Raw genomic sequence first — 19,240 nt, 5'->3', positions numbered from 1 at the left:
AGCCGTTAGTGCGCTGACCTTACGACTGACCCGCTCTCCACTCATCGAATTGCCGTTTGTATTCATCAACGACCTCATCGAGACCGGCGGACTTCATTGCGGCCAGCATTTTATCGTAGGCGTCCTCGTATTTCACGACCCCGTGCATGACCGGATAGACGCTGGTCTTCAGCTCGGCGATGCAGTTGGCGTACTGCGAAGCAATGTTGGTCGGATCGAAGGTGAAGCCGATCGTGATGCTGTTCACGGCGTCCTCCGATACCGTCGTGCGCCGCTCCAGTCGCGCTGGGTCCGTATTCGTTGGATAACGGTTCATTTCAACGTGGCCGAGCAGCCAGTATGGAAGCTCATAAGCCGGGGAACCGTTCTCGTTCTTGGCCAGATAGTCCTTGGTATTCTTGCCTGTATCCTTCCAATGCACATCTTTCACGCCGCTTTGGACGAGATCCATGTTCTCCTGGCTGCTGTATACCCAGTTCAAGAATTGAATGCCGGCCTCCGGGTGCGGAGACGTGGCCGAAATCCCGTTGGAATTCCGGATCGCGTAGGATCTGAATTTCGGCTGGTCGGCCAAATAATAAATATCCAGCTTCGCATCCGGGAACGTCTGAAGAATGGCATCGCTCAAGCCAACGTCGCCCGGACGGTAGAGATAACGTCCTGCCAGCTCCTCCTGGTTGATAACCTCCGTCGGCGTCGTAAGTAGATCGCTCATGATCAGCCCGCGCTTGTAAGCCTCGTTCATGAACTTCACGTCTTTTTTGAACTCCTCGGTTTCGAACCAGGACTTCACGTTCCCCTGCTGGTCGATGTAAATCATGTTGTCGGCCACGGTAAACGGATAGGTGTCGTAGGTCGTATGCAGGAAGTAGGCTGGCTCCTCCAGCATCTTGATATATACGTTCTTGTTGTCCTGCGGCCAATTCTTCTGCAGCGTCTCTGCTGCATTGAGCAGCTCTTCCGGCGATGTCGGCGGCTTCAGGCCATTTTTCTCGAGCAGGTCGGTGCGGATCGTGAACATGCCATCGTTATACGCGGTATCCGCCCAGAAGTTCGGCACGTACGTGATCTTGCCGTTGATTTTCGACGACTCCCAGATCCAGTCCGGCATGGAAGCTTTCAGCTCGGTGCCATACTGATCCAGCAGATCGTCGATCGGAATGATACCGCCGCTGCCCGCAAGCACCGTCGGTCCTTTGGTATCGTGCATGATGGCTATCAGCTCGAATTCCTCGCCCGTCGACATCATGAGGTTGGTCTTCTGATCCCATACGTCCCACGCGATGTACGTCGGTTCGTAGGTAAGGTTCAGACCGTCGGCCTCCAGCTTCTCGTTGATCGCTTTGACCGCCGCATCCAAATCCTGCGGCGCGGAGCCCGGAAGCAAATACCGTACCGGCAGCTTGTCCCCTCCGCCGTTCTCCCCGCTCGCCGATCCATTCTCACTGCCGGCGTCGCCGCCGCCGGAGCAGCCCGCGATCACGGAAACCATGAATATCGCGGCCAACCATAGTGCTAGCGCTTTCCTTTTTTTCATGCATGTGTCCCCCTGTCTTCATTTGGTTTAGTCATGCGGTACGATTCCTATCTTAAGGAGACAGTAGGGAAAACGTATACTTCAAAATGATGGTTTTCGCCATTTTAAAACACTGAATCTGCCCGTCACTGCGCCTTTTTCGTCTCGATCGCATGCTGGCTGCGGAACTGGGCCGGCGAGATCTGGTAGTGCTTTTTAAACAGCGTGTAGAAATAGGTCGTATTCAGAATGCCCACCTGCTCGCTGATCGATTGAACCGACTCCTCGGTGCTTGCGAGAAGCTCACGCGCCTTCTCCAGACGAACGGCATTCAGGTAATCGTTGAACGACAGCTCGCAATGCGCCTTGAACAGCTTGCCGACATAGCTGCGGGACAGCTTCACCTCGCCCGCCACCTGCTCGAGCGACATATCCGGCCGTGCATAATGCTTGCGTACGTACATCTGGATAAAATCCACCACCTCCGCATGCCGGACCGCTCCCGATTCCTCGGACAGGCTGCAGAGCCTAAGTGCAAGATCCTTCAGGGCATCCGCGGTTTCCTGCAGCGTCTGAAAGCGGGTAATCCGCCGCGTAAAGTCGAGGAAGAGATCCGCGCTTTCCCGGTTTTTCACCGTATGGACATTGAGCTGCTTGTACAGGCCGCCGATGAACTGGTTGATGAAAAACATGACTTCATGGTAGTTGTAATCGCGTATTTCCTTGATCCACTGATCGATTTCCTTCTCCAATTTATCCCGCTGCTGCAGCTTGATGGCCTCGATGATGCGCTTCTCGCGCTTGTCCGGATACTGCGCCTCGGAATGCTCCGACTCCGCGGCGATGACCGGATCGCCATGGAATATCCTGCCCTTTCCCGCGAAAAAGCGCTGCTGGAAGCAGGACTGCGCGCAATCGAACGATTCGCGCAGCTCCTCGTACGTTTGCGCGGCGGTTCCGATGCCGACGGTGACGGACACGCGGAGCGTGCGGAGCATCTCGCCCTGCAGCTCCTCCAGCATGCCCAAAACATGGAGCGGAAGCCGGCTCTGCTTCATGGAGAGAATGATCGCAATGGTTCCGTCCCCCACCGTTGCCACGCTCGCTCCCTCCGGCTCCAGCATCTGCTGGGCCGCCTGGGCGACGGCCGCGCAGGTATAGGACTGCAGCTCCTCGTCCTCGCCCCCGGGCGAGCCGTCTAAGCTGTCGAGCAGAAGGACGGCCGCCAAGAAATAGGGCCCCTTGCCTTCGCGGGCCAAACGGCGGAATGCCGTCTCGTCGCCGCCTTTCAGCAGCTGCAGCACATGCGCCTGCCGGGCGACGGAAGCCTCGGACTCCATCGACTTCATTTTCTCCGTCATTTCCGCGTAAGTGGTATCCAATATGGCAAATTCGTTGATTTGCCGACGGTTTTCCTTCATCTTCGGAATGGCGCTCATTTTCTCCAGCAGGTGGCGGATCGGGTTGTACGCATGATGCGTCAGCCAGATCGACAAGAACATGCTGACGACGAAGCAGGCCAAAGCGAGAACCAGCGCCGACGTTCGGAGCGCCTGCATGTTGAACAACAGATTTTGATATTGGCTAACGCTGATAAACGTCCAGTTCATATCCTTGGATTTGACATAGGTAACCAGGCTCTTGCGGCCGTCGATGGAGCGGGTGAAGTAACCGCTTTCCGCGTCCGATTCCAGAATGGACTGGACATAGGACTCCTGCGATACATCCTCCATGAACCGGGACCGATCCGAATGGGTGATGATGGTTCCCTTGTCGTCAATGACGTGAAGCGAATCCACCGCTTCGTTGCGGTAGCCTCCGATCAGATCCTGGATGGTGTCGGTGCTCATGTTGATTACGATCGCGCCCTTGGAACTTAGCGGCGAATAATAGCTCGGAAGGAGAACGAAAGTCAGGACGTCTTCGCTCCGCTTCGCCGAAGTGGCGGAAGAGATCTTGCGCGGGAACAGATGAAAATAAGATGTATTTTTGCTGTTGATTTCCTCCAGCAGCGCCTTCTCCTGCTCCTTGGTAATCCCCTTCGTATTCAGGTACGTGTTATTCGAGCCGTTATAGATCCCGATCGAATGGATGAACGGATAGGTGGACTGGACCCGGTTAAGGGTACCGAACACGCCATATTGTTTCAGCGGATCAGCCTCTTTGTCCAATAGGGCGTTCACGATCTCCTTGTCGCTGAGCAGAAGGTTGCCCACGTTATACACCTGGTCGCGGATGACGCTGGATACGGCGCTGTTCTGCTTTAGCATCGACTCGGATATTTTTCCTACCTCCTTCGCGGTGCTCCAGGAGAACATCATGTACAGGACGACGGTTACGAGGGCAATCATGGCTGCCGTGAGCAAAACAAAGCTGAGAAACATATTTCGATACACTGCATAACGGAATAATCGCTGCCGGATCATATTCTCCCTCCTTTATCATTCGGTCTATATAGTAAACTGTGATCTTATCATTCTTGAATATTACTAACATTATATGTAATATTCATGTTAATTTAATGGGGTTGCTTAGCCATCCGATCGCTTGGAACGGATAGATATTTTATTCTCATCTTACATTTGCTCAGGGCATACATCAATATGAAAACGCATTCTTTATTTTCCTCCCCAAACTTCCCTTCATAGGCTTCATCGGCTAAACCCCTTATAAAACCAAGCTTTTCCGGTCATTATTCAATCCTGGCGACACTGTGCGAAATACTCAAATTCGAAGTTTTTGCCGTTTTTTAAAGCAGGCGTTCCCCCTTTCAATCCGCTCAAACTCCATTTTCATAGTTTACTGCACGCGGCAACTCTCTTTACACTCGAAACAGAACTGCTACGCTTGCAGCCCCCATCACTTACGAAAGGACGTGCCTACTCATGAAAAAAAGCCGCTTCGGCTTCCTGCGCGAAATCCGCTCGAACGGATCCGCCTACCTGCTCGTCGTACCGGCTGCCATCTATACGCTGGTCTTCGGTTATTTCACGCTTCCGTACATGCTCATTGCGTTTCAGAAATTCAACTTCAAGACGGGACTTTTCAATTCCGCCTGGGTCGGCTTTGACAATTTCAAGTTCTTCTTCTCGTCGCCCCGGGCTTGGGAGGTCACCTTCAACACCTTGAAGCTCAATTTTCTATTTATCATCGTCGGCACGCTCGCAGCCATGGCGCTGGCCATACTGTTCAACGAGCTCCGCAGCCGCTGGTTCTCGAGGGTGACCCAATCCACGATTTTGTTCCCGCATTTCTTGTCCTGGGTTATCGTGAGTTACATCATCTACAGCTTGCTGTCGACCGACTACGGTATCCTGAACCGGATCCTGGCGTTCTTCCATATCGACCCCGTCAACTGGTACGCCTCTCCGCAATACTGGACGTGGATTCTTACGACCGCGGCGGTGTGGAAGGACCTCGGGATGAACCTCGTCATTTATCTGGCGGCGATCACGGGAATTGACGACAGTTATTACGAAGCCGGCCGGATCGACGGCGCTACCCGTTGGCAGCTCATCCGCCACATCACCATTCCGCTCATGCTGCCGACCATATCCATCTTAACCCTGCTGGCTCTGGGCAAAATCATGTACGGCAGCTTCGACATGATCTATGCCATCGTCAAGGACAACGGGCTGCTGTATCCGACGGTTGACGTCATCGATACGTATGTGTTCCGTTCCCTCCGCACCATCGGGAATCCGGCACAAGCCATGGCCGTCGGACTGTATCAATCCGTGGTCGGCTTTATTCTCGTATGGGGCAGCAACAAAATCGTGAAGAAGGTGAATCCGGACCATGCCTTGTTCTAAAGCAAGCCGGATTCATTCGGAAGGGAGCGAAATCTAGATGACGTCCAGACCTAAATTTTTCGACGCCGTGAATGCCGCGCTGATCGGCATCATCTCCATTCTCTGCATCCTGCCGATGCTGCTTGTGCTCATGGTGTCCTTTACCGACGAAGCCAGCATTAAGCAATTCGGCTACCAGCTGTTCCCGAGCGAGCTGTCGCTGGATGCCTACAAGCTGCTCCTGTTCGGCAGCACGCCGCTGTACCGGAGTTACATGATCTCGATCATCGTGACGGTCGTCGGCACGATCCTTGCGGTCACCATCACGTCCATGGCCGGATATACGCTGGCCGCCAAGCACATCCGTTACCGCAACGGGCTCGGATTGTTCTTTTTCATTACGATGGTGTTTAACACGGGCCTGGTGCCTTGGTATCTGATCAACCTGAATCTCGGCATGAACAACACCATCTGGGCCCTGATCATACCGTCCCTGGTGTTCAACCCGTTCAACCTGTTTCTTGTGCGCAACTACATGTCCCAAATTCCGCCTTCCCTGACGGAGGCGGCCAAGATCGACGGCGCGAGCGACTTCTATATCGCGTTCCGGATCTACTTCCCGCTCTGCATGCCCGTTCTGGCCACGATTACGCTGTTCTACGGCATTGCCTACTGGAACAACTGGTTCAACGCCATCATGCTGGTGGACAACGAGAAGTTGTATCCCCTTCAATACCTGCTGTTTAAGCTGAACTCCGAGATCAGCATGATTCAGCAGATGCAGAGCAGCGGTGCCATCCTCGGCAGCCAGACGCTGCCGCAAGAATCGGTGAAGATGGCCACCGCCATTCTGACGATCGGACCGGTGGTGCTGTTCTATCCGTTCCTGCAGCGGTATTTCATAAAAGGGCTGCTGATTGGCTCTTTGAAGGAGTAAAGGTTTTATCCACATGCCATGATCTCAGGACATAAGCAGGTAACCCGGCTTTACTGAAATCAAAGAGGCTAACCGCTCTCACGGTTAGCCTCTTTTTTTATATGCTGGATGTCTTTATGGATGCAACCTCTGCCGCTTCGGATGGAACATCGTCAACAGAGTTCGTAAGCGTAACCCTGATGTTGTACATCGGGACAGTAACGGTAATCCGGTTTTTTTTAAAAAGAACAGGATGAATGCTAAAACGCCCGGCTTTTGACTTCTCCTTGATAAGCCAATGCATCCTGGGCCCTTAACCGCTGAACCTCGCTCAGCTCCGACAACTCGGCCCATTTGTATTCCGAATGCTCGGAGCTGAGCACGATTTCCTCGTGAAGCGGGATCGAACAGCGGAATATGCCGACCTGCGCGTTGATATGACTGTGATAATAAAATCCGGTCAAGACCGCATCTTGCAGGGTAAGGCCCAGTTCTTCGCGGCATTCGCGAAAAATCGCTTCATGGATCGTTTCGCCGGAATCCACCCCGCCCCCGGGCAAACTCCATCCCTTATTCCCATAGGTCCGTTTTAATAAGAGCAGCTTGCCGTCAGCGTTCGATATGATGGCATGCACACCAAATCTGTACGTGTCATGAAAGCCCAACGTTCATCCTCCCATCCCGTCAATAAATGCTCATCGGCTACCTCAAACGATCCTTCATTTCCTCCAGCACAATTCCCCACCATGAAGAGGAACGTACAGCAGGGAGATCCATCTCTTTCAGCTCCCGCTTCATTAGTTCGAAGGCTGACTTCCACTCGTGCTGAGCCTGCGAGGCGTCCGGACGGGTTCCCGGCTTGATCTCTCCTCTTCTGAACTTCTCAAGTTTCTCGCGAAATTGTTCTGCCGTCAAAATCATGGGAGGTGGATCAGGCTGCAAGCGCTCCGTTTGCTGTTTGAATCGAAGCACACGGTCCATAAAGGAGAGCAGGCTGTCGATGGAGGCGTTTATGTAGGTCGGTTTCTGTGTACCGCCCTCCGTTACTGCCCACACTCCCCCTGTATCCTTTTGGATCGCGACATGCAGCCCTTCGCTCCAGATCTCCCTTCCGATCGCGATATAGGCTCCATGAATATCCTGTAGCGGTAACGCTTCATGAAACAGAAGACCCAACGGTGGCTCCTGCGGATCAAAGACCGGCATTCCCCGATGCACAAGCGTTTCCACCGTCTTATCGTGCATTCCCAGGACGTCCAAGCTTTCCCTCGTATAAGGCAGCACTCCGTGATCATACAGCGTATGATATTGCGGCTCCATTCTAACCCTCCCTTAAACTCCTAAACCGGTACGTATTCTGTAACCTATAATGATGCAGCGCGGTCTACAGATATTCGCCGAAATAAAACTGCAGCGCTTCAGTGGAATATCCGTCGCTTCCCTGCCACTCCGACATCGAGAAGAAATCGTCGTCCCTTCTCGGACGCGTGCGGGGCGTATCCTTCGGAACCAGCACGCCGGCATATCCCAGAATTTCCATCAGCACGTCTCGTTCATGCTTGCTTGAAGGCAGAACATCCTTCAAGCGCTTCTCAAGATGACGCGGGCTTTCTGATTCGGCGCATCCGTCGACGGCTGTCATCAGCTTCCTCAGAATGGCAATATCCTCCTCGTCCACCGTCAGGCCCTCCTCATGGCTCAACAGCTCCAGATCGAGCCAGCAGTAGAGAAGCTGATTCAAGCGGATGCCTCCCCATTTGACCCGTTCGAAATTCAGCACGTTCAGGTCGGCATTCACGTAATTCCGGTCGGACTGGAGCCCGGCATGGTTACAATCTCCGCAGCTGCTGTAATTCGGCATGGCCGAGCGTCGTTCTTCGTACTGATGCAGAGGCAGGCGCGATGTAAGCGCCCAACTGGAAAGCGCGCTTCGCAGATGCACTTGTCTCGTGGACAGGCTGTGCAGAAATGCGGCAGCAGCCCTTTCTTTAGTAACCGTCTTATGTAAGCTATGAAGCCGCTGGTTCAGCTCATCATGTCCGATGGTGATGGGGTCGAACATCAGCCTCATGCTCTTCGCGTAATCAAAGTCCTCCCCGACGAACGGCAAAGGACTGCTTTTCCAGCCGCTGGATGACCAGAACGTTTGAAGTAAAACCTTTTTCGCCTTTTTGTCCACAGCTTCCACTTCCCATTTTTTTCTTGTCCCTATCATAACAAAATCTTCCTATAAAGCGAAGACGATCGAAATCTGACTGAGTTGGATTGAAGCCGTGAGACTATGAAAACTACGAGTTATATCATGTAATGAATAATGATGAATTTATTCTTAATATTTCTCCGAATAATCATTATAATGATATAATGTTTCAAATAACCCTATCCTTGTTGATGAAATCGGAATTTCGCATGACATGAAAAGAATGCAATGGAGGATGCACCCAAAATGACCATTCACAACCTCAAATCATTCATCGTATCCACTTTCACTTTCCGAATAAACTGGAATCACTTTAAGTCGAAGCTGCTCTTAAGATACGTTCTGTCTTATATTCTGATCTTCCTGATTCCTCTGACTGGAGTAACGATGTTTGTTTATGATAGCGCTGTCAGCGGGCTTCGTACCGAGATCGAACAATCCAACATCAATCAATTGAACCAGGTGTCAATGACCATCGACTCCCGTATCGCGGAGCTTCGGGAGCTTTCCGGCCGGATCGCTTACGACAGACGCTTAACCCCTTATATGGTCCGTGATGATTATTACAGAGTGGAAGCCATACAAGCTTTGGCCAACTATAAGGCAAACAGCAGCATTATTGAAGACATCTTCTTATACTATCATAACGACCCGATTATCTACTCTTACCGCGGCCTGACGAATGTTAACGTTGCGTTCGACTCCTTCTATCGTTATGAGAACTGGAGTCTGGAAGATGTCACCCTTGCGCTGAACGAGACGAATCAGATGGTAATACGGCCGGCCGAGAATGTTTTGATCAACAACTCCAGGCAGGAGACGATGCTGACCATCATCGTACCGATCAAGCCCAATGCCCCCTATCCGTACGGGAGCGTCGTATATATGGTGAAAGAGTCCAATCTTACCGGGGTCATGGATTCCATTCTTAGCGATTTCACCGGGAGCAGCTACATTCTCAATCAAAATGATGAAGTGCTTACAGCGAGCAATCATGGCGTAACCCTGTCTCAGGAGCACCTTGGAACATTGGCTGCGCTTGATGCCGGCATACACAATCTCTCCCTGAATAATGACAAGTATTCCGTCGTATCCGTCAAATCCGGGGAGAATGGCTGGAATTACATGACCATCATGCCAAGCTACCAGTTCTTCAGCCGGGTCGCTCATGTACAGACGCTCATTCTGCTGGTGTTTGGCATCGCCGTCATAACCGGAGTGCTTGCCGCTTTTGTGCTGGCTAGACGCCAATATCACCCGATTAAGGATTTGATGGAATTCGCCAAGCTCAGAGTTAGCGATTCCCCAGAGCCCAAAACGCGCAATGAATGGGAATGGATTCGTCAGACCCTTCACGATTACAGCACCCGGATCGATATGCAGGAGCCCTTCGTGCGCAACCAATGCATGCTGCTTCTGCTGAAGCACGGAAAGCCGGATGATCCCGAAATCGAGCGAATGATCGCCGGAGTCGGACTGGAATCTCCCCAAGAACAAGTCATTTATTTCTGTGTGATTCTGTCCTGGGAAGAAAACGATGCGGCCGAGGAAGTCGTCCAGAAGGATCGTCAGCAGGTGCATGAAATTCTCAGCCATGTTGAACCATCAGGGCTTCAAGCGAATATCTATGGCGTTGAATTCTCAGCCGATAATCAATTTGCGCTGATCGTATCGCTTCCTGACCCTGGTCAAGATTCGCTGAAGCTCCGGATGGAGCAGATCATTCGCGCGGTCCAGGGATTGATCTCCGAGAACACTCGGCTCGATCCGAGCATGGGCGTAGGTACGCCCTACCGGGATTTGGGGCAGCTGAACCAATCCTTCATCGAAGCCGCAACCGCACTCGAGCACCGAATGGTCGGCAGCAGCCGGATCACCTATTTCGACCAGTTGGCAGAGCAGAATCATCCTGTCGCCAAAGGCGTATGGCTTCCAAGAAAGTCTTTGCTCAAGCTGGAGCAAAGCCTAAAGCAAGGCAACGAGTCGGTGGCTGTGCAGATGATCGCCGAGATGATGGAGACCATCCGCAGCGAACCGCTGCAAATTCATCTGCTGCGCTGCATTTGCTTCGATCTGCTGAACGCGCTGCTTCGGTCCGCCTCTGAGGTTGGAATGAACGAAGCATTCAGCAGCATCTCGGACTATACGTCGTTTGAGACGCTGGAAGAATTTGAGGACAAGCTGTTGTCGCTCACGACAGAGGTTTGCGACAAGGTTGAACGGAACCATGAACAAGCAGCGCCAAAACTGATCGATGATATCGTACATTATGTAAATCAGCAGTTTGCGGACTATACGCTCAGCCTGGAGCATGTTGCCCTTAAATTTTCCGTCTCTACCTCTTACTTAAGCCGCAGCTTCAAAGAGAAGACCGGGATCAGTTTCTCGCAGTATATCTGGAAGAGGCGTACGGAGGAAGTCATTCGGCTGCTTGTGACGACAAGCGCTCCCCTGAAGGAAATCATCGAACAGGTGGGCTACCTGGATGCACCCAATTTCATCCGCAAATTCAAGAAAGAAACCGGGCTTACGCCCGGTCAGTACCGCAAACAACATCGTTCGAATAGGCTGGATATATAACAGAAGGGCCCTTTAGGAGAACTTGTCTCGAAAGGGCCCGGATGCTTCTACTTCACTCACTGCGGTTCGTTCAAGATATGCTCAACCAGCTCATCGACCGGCACGGTAGCCAGTGCAATTGCTGTGTCGGTCACACCATAATAGATATAGAGCAGACCGTCTTTAACCACGTTTCCTGTCGGGAACACCACATTCGGAATTTGATAACCGAATTTCTCGTAATAGGTATCCGGTTCCATAATGTAATTCTTCGTTCTTGCTATGACCTTCTCAGGGTTGTTCAGGTCAAGAAGCATCGCCCCAACACGGTAAACGACCTGATCATCAACGCCGTGGTAAAGGACCAGCCAGCCTTTATCGGTTCGCACAGGCGGCGTGGCTCCGCCGATTTTCCTGGATTCCCACGCCGGATTCTCGGCTTTGGCCAGAAGTTTCGGCTCTTCCCAATGAACCAGATCCTCGGAGTACGTAATCCATATCGCCGCGCTGTCCGTTCCGTAAGCTGCACCCACGTATTCCTCCGGACGGCGCAGCAATGCATACTTTCCGTTAATCTTCTCAGGGAACAAAATGTTGTCGCGGTCATTGATATCGAGCGGTGTCGTATCGGCAACGAACTCCCAGTCGATCAGATTGTCCGACTTCACGATCGAAGAGCGAGTGAGCCAGTGGCCCTCCTCCTCCCCCCAGCCGTCCGGATATTTGGGTATCGACCGCTCCGGTATCCCCGCTCCCGTCGGATAGTAACTCATGGCGCATGGCCTAAGGGCATAGTTTAGATAGTAAGTCCCGTCGATTTTGACAATCCGCGGGTCCTGGACGCTTCCATATGGAAAGCCCAGCATGTCAGGCGTCACGATCGGCTCGTCTTTCACGTGCGTAAAATTCACCCCGTCTTCGCTCTCCAGCAGTCCCAAAACATTCTTGCAAGGCGTTAGCGAGCCTGCGGTTCGCTCAATCATGTAAAACTTCCCGTTGTCTATAATAACCGCAGGATTGAATACGGTGACTTTACGCCATTCGTACGTTCCCGGAACGACGATCGGATTGTTCGGATGTCTCGTAATTTTCATAGGCTATGCCTCCACATTTGTATAATATTCAGGAGATTTATCAGGCCCTCTATCATTCTATGTTTAGCTCGACTTCCAGCGGTCATATGCGCCTTGATAGATTTCAACAACTCGGTCGGCACCCATTTTCTTCATCGTGTTCAGATAGTTATCCCAATTGGACAACGGTTCTGCGCCGGTTATGAATTTCGCCTCCATCTGTTGTACATACGTGCTCAGATCCGAGTTCAGGCTGTTGATCTCGGTTTGCTCTTCCACGGTAAGGAACAAGGCAGGGAACGGAGGTCTTGCTCCCCGATCGAGCAGTTTCTCCTTCGTTTCCTTTTCAACCCACAGATCAAAGTCGGTCTTCAATCCTTTATTGATATCGTCCGTGTTGATGGTAGGAGCCGGAATGCCGTAGTTTGGCGTCAAAGTCGCGCGGTAATCCTCCATCTCCATGCCGTCCGGCACAGACAAATAGCGTTTCACGCGATTGGCTTCATCCGTGTACTCCCACAGCATCCCTTCCGGTCCTTTGTTGAAAAAAAGCGACCCTTCATAAGAGTAAAGGTAGTCCACCCAACGCATCGATGCTTCAGGAGCAGGATTGGTAGCCGAAATGGCAAAAGCCCCTGTCGTAATCCCTCTGTTCTTGGCGATGGCCGGCTTGTCTACCAAATCGCTTTTCACCGGAGCGAACATCGGATCCTTGGTGGACGGTTCTCCGCCTTTGGTCATGTAAGCATGCCAGTCGGAGAACAGGGCCACCTGATTGTTCTGTGCCTTGGCCTTTTTCTGTTCTGCGGTTTGCGAGAAGCTTTCATGGTCAAGCAGATCCTCTTTCCAAAGACGGTTCATATAGGCCAGATACTCTCGGAAGCCTTCTTCTATCGGGGTATAATGAACAACATCCGCATCGTCTACATAAATTTCGTCTTCATAAACGCCGAAAGCGCCAAGAAGCCAAGTACGCAAATCACGAGCATTGGTCGTAGCCGTCGATACGGAAGAGATCGGGATTTCATCGGCGACTCCATTGCCGTTCGGATCCTCTTCTTTTACCCGCTTCAGGAAGGTGTAGAGCTCCTCGGTCGTCTCCGGAAGCTTGTCGATATTCAGGGCCTCCAGGAAATCACCGTTGTACCACAGCGGGTTGCGATACCAGTGCTGGCTTAAATCGACCGCAGGCAAAGAGTAAATATGCCCATCTGGAGCCGTAATGGATTTACGGATCTCCGGAATCTCGTCCATCAGCGCCTTAAAGTTCGGAGCATATTCCTCGATGAGCTCCTCCAGCGGAATCAGAATACCCTGCTCGCCATAGTTCATCTGTTCGGCCGCGGTCAACCCTGCAGCATAGAAGACATCCGGGTAATCGCCGCTGGCAAATACGAGATTCTTCTTCGTATCAAAGCTATCCTTCGGTGCGTTCAAGTATCGGAATGAAATGCCCGTCTTTTCCTCCATCTGCTGCAGCACGACCATATCCTTCCAGTTCTGAACGCCGACATCAGGTGCCATCATGGTCAGCGTAATCGGTTCATTCATAATCGGGAAGCCTTCCTTATTCACGGCGGCTGCTTCCGTTGACTTTGTTCCGGCAGAATTCGTATCGCCGGCCGAACCGCATCCGGCGAGCAGGGACAGGGCTGTCATCCCCGTCAACACCAGCTTCCAAGGTTTGCTTGTCATCTTCATCCATGTTTCCTCCCTTTGCATACTCAAGCTCATATCTTATAAAACGCTTTCATTCATCATCCTTTTACAGAGCCGATCATAACCCCTTGGACAAAGTATCGCTGTAAAAAAGGATAGAGAGCCACAATCGGCAGCGTAGATACAACGATAACCCCGTATTTGATCAATGATGCGGTTTCGGCTTTGGAATTCATTGCCCTGGCGGCATCCCCGCTGATTCCGGCGCCGGTCGTCTCCGCCGTCATTTCCTGAAGAACCAGAATCTGCCGCAGCACCATCTGCAGAGGATACTTGCTCTCATCGTTGAGATAGATCAGAGCCGGAAAATAGCTGTTCCAGTGACTGACCCCGTAAAATAATGCCATGACTGCAATAATCGGCGCGGACAGCGGCAGAATAATGCGGACGAACAGCTTCAGGTTGGTACAGCCGTCCATATATGCCGCTTCCTGCAGTTCCTTGGGAATCGTCGTCTGGAAGAACGTCCGGGCAACGATGATATTCCATACCGATGCTGCTACGGGAAGAATGAGCGCCCCCATCGTGTTGATCAGTCCCAAATTCCGGACGACGAGATACGTGGGCACAAGCCCTCCGGTAAAGAACATCGTGAACAGAATAAATCCCAAGAACAGTTGACGGCCGACCAAATCCGACCTGCTGAGGGCATAAGCTGCAGGCAGTGTCACGGCCAGGTTCAACAGCGTTCCTATTCCAGTATAGACGATCGTGTTCAGATATCCGTTCCAAATCTTCGGATTTTCGAAGACCAGCTGGTATCCGGCCCAGGTAATCTCCTTGGGAAACAGCCACATCGCACCGGAATTCACCTGCTGCGGGCTGCTGATCGATGCGCTGAGAATATAAACGAGCGGATACAGAACGACAATCAAGGCGATGCATAAATAGATATAGACGCTGCCGAGAAAAATCTTGTCCCCCTTCGATTCCTTCATCGCGGTAACCAATGCACTTTCCTCCTTTCTACCATAGGCTGTTCTCGCTGGTGCGTCTGGCAATCCGGTTGACCGTTACCAATAGAATGACGTTGATCACGGAGTTGAACAGGCCAACGGCTGTCGAGAAGCTGTACTGCGCGTCGACCAGACCGGTCCGGTAAACATAAGTTGAAATGACATCGGAAGATTCCATATTCAGCGAGTTCTGCAGCAGCAGTATTTTTTCGAAGCCAATCGTAAGGATGTTGCCCATGTTCAAAATCAACAAAATGGTGATCGTTGGGAGTATGGCCGGGAGGTTGATGTGCAACAATCGTTTGAAACGACTGGCGCCATCCACAATCGCGGCTTCATGCTGCTGGGGATCGACCCCGGACAGCGCGGCCAGATAGATAATGGTCCCCCATCCGGTGCTTTGCCAGACCCCCGACAGAACGTACACGGTCTTGAACCACGCCGGATCCGACAGAAAGTTCGGCGCATCGATGCCCATCCATTTGATCAATTGGATCAGGATGCCTGTGGACGGCGATAAGAAGGTAATAATCATACCCGCCATGACAACAACGGATATAAAATGAGGCGCATACGTAACGGTCTGGACGATTTTCTTGAAGGGACCCGTCCGGATTTCGTTGAAAGCGAGCGCCAGGATGATCGGCAGCGGAAACCCGATGATCAGCTCGTAGAAGCTGAGGCTGAACGTATTCCAGAGCAGATCCCAGAAATAGTAGGAATTGAAGAAACGCTCGAAATGATCGAAGCCCACCCATGGGCTGTCCATGATTCCTTTGCTAGGGATAAAGTTCTTAAAGGCAATCTGGATGCCGTACATGGGCGCATAGTGAAATACAAGGAAATACAATAAGGCCGGCACCAAGAACAGATAGAGCTCCCAGTTCACCCTGATTCGTTTACCAAGAGACGTTTGGTTTACACCTGGATTAGGCGGCTTCGTTTCGCGATGGATGGAACGTCTTTCGGATATCACAGCAAGCAGTCTTTTTCCCTTCATGTTTCCCCTCCTTTCTTACATATCGATTCATGTCAGGTTATCTGGTTCACTCACGTACATCACGTTTCAGTGATTAACAGGTAACGCTTACATTCCAAAGTGTAGAGAAGACAGCATGACATCGTAAATGTGTAAGATGTGCATTGTCACCCGTCTGTCCGGCGAAATCCCGCTGCTGTCCTTTATTTTTCATCAGAATCTCCGCGATTTTTGATCTTAGTTAATACGGAGTATGTGTAACATATGAACCTGTTATCAGGATTCATATGTTACATATTGTGCTCCATCAAGCGTTGTGCGAACATGGCCTACGAACACCGAATATGCGTTAACTCGCACGAGAACAAGGAAGGGCAGAATGAAAATGTCTCTGTCCATTTCATTCCCTTTGACCATTCACCTATCCAAATAAAAAAAACCACCAACTTTAATTGGTGGTTTTTTTATGAATTCTTTTAGTTAGTAGTAGTAGTAGCGTAGTAGCTTATTGCTGTCTTTCTTGCTTCGGAATTACTTCATCACTTTAGCCAGCTCGGTGAAAATAACCCCGAGCGCATACGCGCCCGCATCCGGGTATCCGATGCTGCGTTCCCCTACCGTGCCCGCTCTACCCATTCGGGCAACGATATCCGCCGTCTTCTGCGCGCCGAGCACCGCCGCTTCGGCCGCTTTGATCGCTGCCGGCTTCATGTCTTCGCCTTGCTCTCCACTCTGCGTCCAGGCATCCGCGAACGGCACGAGCGCATCGATCAGCGTCTTATCGCCGACGACGGCTCCTCTTCCGAAGGATCTTTCGCCCGTATCCTGAATTCCTTTGACGACGGCCTGCATCATCTCCGCGACCTCATGAACGGACAGCTCCTGTTTCTGCCCTGCATATTTGCTTGCGGCTCGGAACGCCGATCCCCAGATCGGTCCCGAAGCCCCGCCGCAGTGCTCCATAATGATCATCGAGCAGGCGTCGAGGAAATCGCCGATATCGCGAAGGTGATGGGTAAGCAGATCGTTCCACTCCGATTTTAGCTGCTTGAAGCCCTTGGCGACGCTCATCCCGAAATCGCCGTCTCCCGCATGGGCGTCGAGCTCGCAGAACGGCACCTCGTTCTCGATGATGACCTCGCTCATCTGATCGATCAGGTACACGATATTTTGCAAGGATAACCGGTTGTTCTTAATCACCGCTGCCGCGGCATCCGTATTGTTTTTATACGATACCGTGCCTTCTGACTTCTCTTGTGGAATCACCTCGGTATAATTCACGGGCTCGAATGCGCCCTTGACCGTTAGTGCCGGCGTATCGCATGGCGCAGACAGCCACTTCTTGAGCGTCTCGTCCAGCTTCATGATCGTTACCGAGGCACCGGCCATATCGATGCTGGTCATATAGTTGCCGACAAATCCTTTGAATACCCGCTTGTTTCGAGCCGTCAATTCACGCGTCACGGAATTGTTCAGCAAATACAGCTCCTGCAGCGGCGTGCCGCCAAACCCGTTGATCAGTACGGCAACTTCGGCTTCCGAAGCATCATCCAGCTCCAGGTTATCCAGCAAAGACGTAACCATCCGCTGCGCCAGCTCATCCGCTGGAACGGCTTTCTCCCTGCGGATTCCCGGTTCGCCGTGAATGCCGACGCCATATTCCATCTCGCCATCCTCGATCTGAAACGTCGGGGTACCTTTCGCGGGAACGGTGCAGGAGCTAAACGCGAAGCCGATGCTGCGGACATGGTTGATCGCATGCTGCGCCGCTTCTTTCACTTCCGGCAGGGACAGTCCCGCTTCCGCGGCCGCTCCGGCCACCTTATGAACGAGCACCGTTCCGGCAACTCCTCTTCTCCCAACCGTATAGAGGCTGTCTTCCACGGCGATGTCATCGTCCACCTTGACGTAATCCACTTCAATGCCGTCTTCGCCTGCGAGATGGGCTGCATTCTTGAAGTTCATGATGTCGCCGCTGTAGTTCTTGATAATAAGCAGCGTCCCCTTATCGCTGGCGGAGCTGCGGATCGCTTGGTACACCTGGATTTGGGATGGGGAAGCAAATACGTCCCCGCAAACCGCCGTATCCAGCATCCCGGTTCCCACAAATCCGGCATGGGCCGGTTCGTGCCCGCTTCCGCCGCCGCTGATCAGGGTGACTTTACCTTGATTGATCTCTTTTTTTGAAATTACTTTGTATTTAGGGTCGAACGCCAGCTCGGGATGCGCCAGTACCAGCCCATTGCACATTTCCCGAACCAAGGTTTCCGGTTTGTTCATGATTTTCTTCATCTTAGATCTCCTTGCTTGATTTATATTGACGGCCCAACTGGTCAGCCGCCATAATGGCCGATGCTACCGCTTCCTCCGAAATCGGGAACGGCATCGAATGAATGGATTCCTCGGCAATGCATGCCTTCTTGGCAACCTCAAGCAATTCCTCGTAAGTGACATGCTCTACGCCGATATCCGCCAGGCATACGGGAAGACCGATCGACAGACAGAAATCCAGCACTTCCTTCATTTCATCCTGTTCCGCATTCTCAAGCACCAATTGGGCAATCGTGCTGAAGGCTACCTTCTCGCCGTGATAATAATGGTGCGTTCCTTCCAAAGCCGTCAAGCCATTGTGAATCGCATGAATCGCTGCCAAACCGCCGCTCTCGAAGCCCAAACCCGATAACAGAATATTCGTCTCGATGATATTCTCCAGCGCAGGCGTCACGATGTTCTGATCGCAGGCCAGTTTCGCCCGATATCCGTTCTCGAGCAGGGTGTCATAACATAGCTTGGCAAGTCCCAATGCGGTGATCGTTCCCTTGGCCTCGCCGCCGCACGGCAAACCGGCATTGACATTGGAGTACGATTGAGCCGTCGCTCTTGCTTCGAAATAAGTCGAGAGCGCATCCCCCATTCCAGCAACAAGGAATCGAGTTGGCGCTTTCGCAATAACCGTTGTATCGATCATGACGACGCTTGGGCTTTGCTTAAAATAAGCGTAATCGTCGAATTCGCCTTCGGGGGTATAGAGAACCGCCGAATGGCTTGTCGGTGCATCGGTTGCCGCAATCGTCGGAACGATAATCAGTGCCTCGCCTTCGGCTACGCATTTTGCCGTATCGATCGCTTTGCCTCCGCCGAGGCCAATCGTGCAGGCACATTGATGCTCCTTGGCCAATGCCTGCAATCTGGCAACCTCCTCCCGGGAGCATTCTCCACGGAATCCGCTTTCAACGAGCGTTATATTAAATGTCTGTTTCGTTGCGTCCAGCTTGTCTTTCACGCGGGCAACGTCATCCGGATGGGCGATCAGCAGCGCGGAATCTCCGAATGTTTTAACGAAATATCCCAGATTCAACAGTTCGTTCTCACCTTGCACATATTTTGTCGGACTGATAAATGCCCTTCTCATTTTTCATTCCTCCTAATTTGACTATATGTATTATTATAGGTTGTGCTCATTCGGGAAGCATGAAACAATGAGATCGGAATAAAGCGTTTTCTTATCGTGTTTTTTTGTCATCTAGATGG

The 19,240-nt window shown here is 51.9% G+C and carries 14 protein-coding genes; 3 read left to right on the top strand and 11 right to left on the bottom strand.

All coding sequences use genetic code 11. The annotated features are described in order from the left end of the window. Nucleotides 1-19: 19 nt before the first annotated feature. Nucleotides 20-1,537, bottom strand: coding sequence for a DUF3502 domain-containing protein (locus JNUCC32_RS03550; RefSeq protein ID WP_192571117.1), 1,518 nt, complete (start codon nt 1,535-1,537; stop codon nt 20-22). A 125-nt stretch (nt 1,538-1,662) separates the two neighbouring features. After that, nucleotides 1,663-3,942 (bottom strand): helix-turn-helix domain-containing protein, encoded by a 2,280-nt coding sequence (locus JNUCC32_RS03545; protein ID WP_192571116.1) that lies wholly within the window; start codon nt 3,940-3,942, stop codon nt 1,663-1,665. 459 nt (nt 3,943-4,401) lie between these two features. Between JNUCC32_RS03545 and JNUCC32_RS03540 the strand changes: the two genes are divergently transcribed. After that, nucleotides 4,402-5,328, top strand: coding sequence for an ABC transporter permease (locus tag JNUCC32_RS03540; RefSeq protein WP_009589944.1), 927 nt, complete (start codon nt 4,402-4,404; stop codon nt 5,326-5,328). Nucleotides 5,329-5,365: 37 nt separating this feature from the next. Further along, on the top strand, nt 5,366-6,244 hold the full coding sequence (locus JNUCC32_RS03535; RefSeq protein ID WP_009590031.1) for a carbohydrate ABC transporter permease: 879 nt from the start codon (nt 5,366-5,368) through the stop codon (nt 6,242-6,244). Nucleotides 6,245-6,483: 239 nt separating this feature from the next. On the opposite strand, the gene JNUCC32_RS03530 is transcribed toward JNUCC32_RS03535, so the two are convergent. The 3 genes from JNUCC32_RS03530 to JNUCC32_RS03520 form a co-directional block, all read right to left on the bottom strand. Continuing rightward, entirely contained in the window at nt 6,484-6,888 is a 405-nt protein-coding gene (locus JNUCC32_RS03530; protein WP_192571115.1) for an NUDIX hydrolase, read from the bottom strand. Between the two features lie 37 nt (nt 6,889-6,925). Next, entirely contained in the window at nt 6,926-7,543 is a 618-nt protein-coding gene (locus JNUCC32_RS03525; protein WP_192571114.1) for an SUKH-4 family immunity protein, read from the bottom strand. Between the two features lie 64 nt (nt 7,544-7,607). Continuing rightward, the gene (locus JNUCC32_RS03520) at nt 7,608-8,402 is read right to left on the bottom strand and encodes a hypothetical protein (protein ID WP_192572584.1); all 795 of its coding nucleotides are present in this window, start codon (nt 8,400-8,402) and stop codon (nt 7,608-7,610) included. Nucleotides 8,403-8,669: 267 nt separating this feature from the next. Between JNUCC32_RS03520 and JNUCC32_RS03515 the strand changes: the two genes are divergently transcribed. Continuing rightward, entirely contained in the window at nt 8,670-11,003 is a 2,334-nt protein-coding gene (locus tag JNUCC32_RS03515; protein WP_192571113.1) for a helix-turn-helix domain-containing protein, read from the top strand. 56 nt (nt 11,004-11,059) lie between these two features. Here JNUCC32_RS03515 and JNUCC32_RS03510 read toward each other — a convergent pair whose 3' ends face one another. The 6 genes from JNUCC32_RS03510 to JNUCC32_RS03485 form a co-directional block, all read right to left on the bottom strand. Then, nucleotides 11,060-12,076: a glycoside hydrolase family 130 protein gene (locus JNUCC32_RS03510; protein ID WP_192571112.1), complete on the bottom strand. Its 1,017-nt coding sequence runs from the start codon at nt 12,074-12,076 to the stop codon at nt 11,060-11,062. Nucleotides 12,077-12,139: 63 nt separating this feature from the next. Further along, complete coding sequence (locus tag JNUCC32_RS03505) at nt 12,140-13,756, bottom strand: extracellular solute-binding protein (protein WP_192571111.1); 1,617 nt, start codon at nt 13,754-13,756, stop codon at nt 12,140-12,142. Between the two features lie 56 nt (nt 13,757-13,812). Next, nucleotides 13,813-14,724 carry a carbohydrate ABC transporter permease gene (locus JNUCC32_RS03500; protein ID WP_192571110.1) on the bottom strand — a complete coding sequence of 304 codons (912 nt, stop codon included), beginning with the start codon at nt 14,722-14,724 and terminating at the stop codon, nt 13,813-13,815. Between the two features lie 16 nt (nt 14,725-14,740). Continuing rightward, entirely contained in the window at nt 14,741-15,730 is a 990-nt protein-coding gene (locus JNUCC32_RS03495; RefSeq protein ID WP_096775961.1) for an ABC transporter permease, read from the bottom strand. Between the two features lie 510 nt (nt 15,731-16,240). Continuing rightward, entirely contained in the window at nt 16,241-18,001 is a 1,761-nt protein-coding gene (gene dhaK, locus JNUCC32_RS03490) for a dihydroxyacetone kinase subunit DhaK (RefSeq protein WP_192571109.1), read from the bottom strand. Nucleotide 18,002: 1 nt separating this feature from the next. Continuing rightward, nucleotides 18,003-19,121, bottom strand: a complete 1,119-nt coding sequence (locus tag JNUCC32_RS03485) for a glycerol dehydrogenase (protein WP_096775963.1) — start codon at nt 19,119-19,121, stop codon at nt 18,003-18,005. Between the last annotated feature and the right edge of the window lie 119 nt (nt 19,122-19,240).

The sequence above is a fragment of the Paenibacillus sp. JNUCC32 genome (genome assembly GCF_014863545.1).
GTDB lineage: Bacteria > Bacillota > Bacilli > Paenibacillales > Paenibacillaceae > Paenibacillus_AQ > Paenibacillus_AQ lautus_A.
Note: the sequence above shows the minus strand (reverse complement) of the source record. Positions and strands in the feature narration are given on the sequence as shown.

What these genes read in the sequence shown, in the direction of transcription:
- JNUCC32_RS03495 (WP_096775961.1), bottom strand. Translation starts at nt 15,730, where the DNA reads ATGAAGGGAAAAAGACTGCTTGCTGTGATATCCGAAAGACGTTCCATC.
- JNUCC32_RS03545 (WP_192571116.1), bottom strand. Translation starts at nt 3,942, where the DNA reads ATGATCCGGCAGCGATTATTCCGTTATGCAGTGTATCGAAATATGTTT.
- JNUCC32_RS03540 (WP_009589944.1), top strand. Translation starts at nt 4,402, where the DNA reads ATGAAAAAAAGCCGCTTCGGCTTCCTGCGCGAAATCCGCTCGAACGGA.
- JNUCC32_RS03505 (WP_192571111.1), bottom strand. Translation starts at nt 13,756, where the DNA reads ATGAAGATGACAAGCAAACCTTGGAAGCTGGTGTTGACGGGGATGACA.
- JNUCC32_RS03515 (WP_192571113.1), top strand. Translation starts at nt 8,670, where the DNA reads ATGACCATTCACAACCTCAAATCATTCATCGTATCCACTTTCACTTTC.
- JNUCC32_RS03550 (WP_192571117.1), bottom strand. Translation starts at nt 1,537, where the DNA reads ATGAAAAAAAGGAAAGCGCTAGCACTATGGTTGGCCGCGATATTCATG.
- JNUCC32_RS03510 (WP_192571112.1), bottom strand. Translation starts at nt 12,076, where the DNA reads ATGAAAATTACGAGACATCCGAACAATCCGATCGTCGTTCCGGGAACG.
- JNUCC32_RS03535 (WP_009590031.1), top strand. Translation starts at nt 5,366, where the DNA reads ATGACGTCCAGACCTAAATTTTTCGACGCCGTGAATGCCGCGCTGATC.
- dhaK (WP_192571109.1), bottom strand. Translation starts at nt 18,001, where the DNA reads ATGAAGAAAATCATGAACAAACCGGAAACCTTGGTTCGGGAAATGTGC.
- JNUCC32_RS03485 (WP_096775963.1), bottom strand. Translation starts at nt 19,121, where the DNA reads ATGAGAAGGGCATTTATCAGTCCGACAAAATATGTGCAAGGTGAGAAC.
- JNUCC32_RS03525 (WP_192571114.1), bottom strand. Translation starts at nt 7,543, where the DNA reads ATGGAGCCGCAATATCATACGCTGTATGATCACGGAGTGCTGCCTTAT.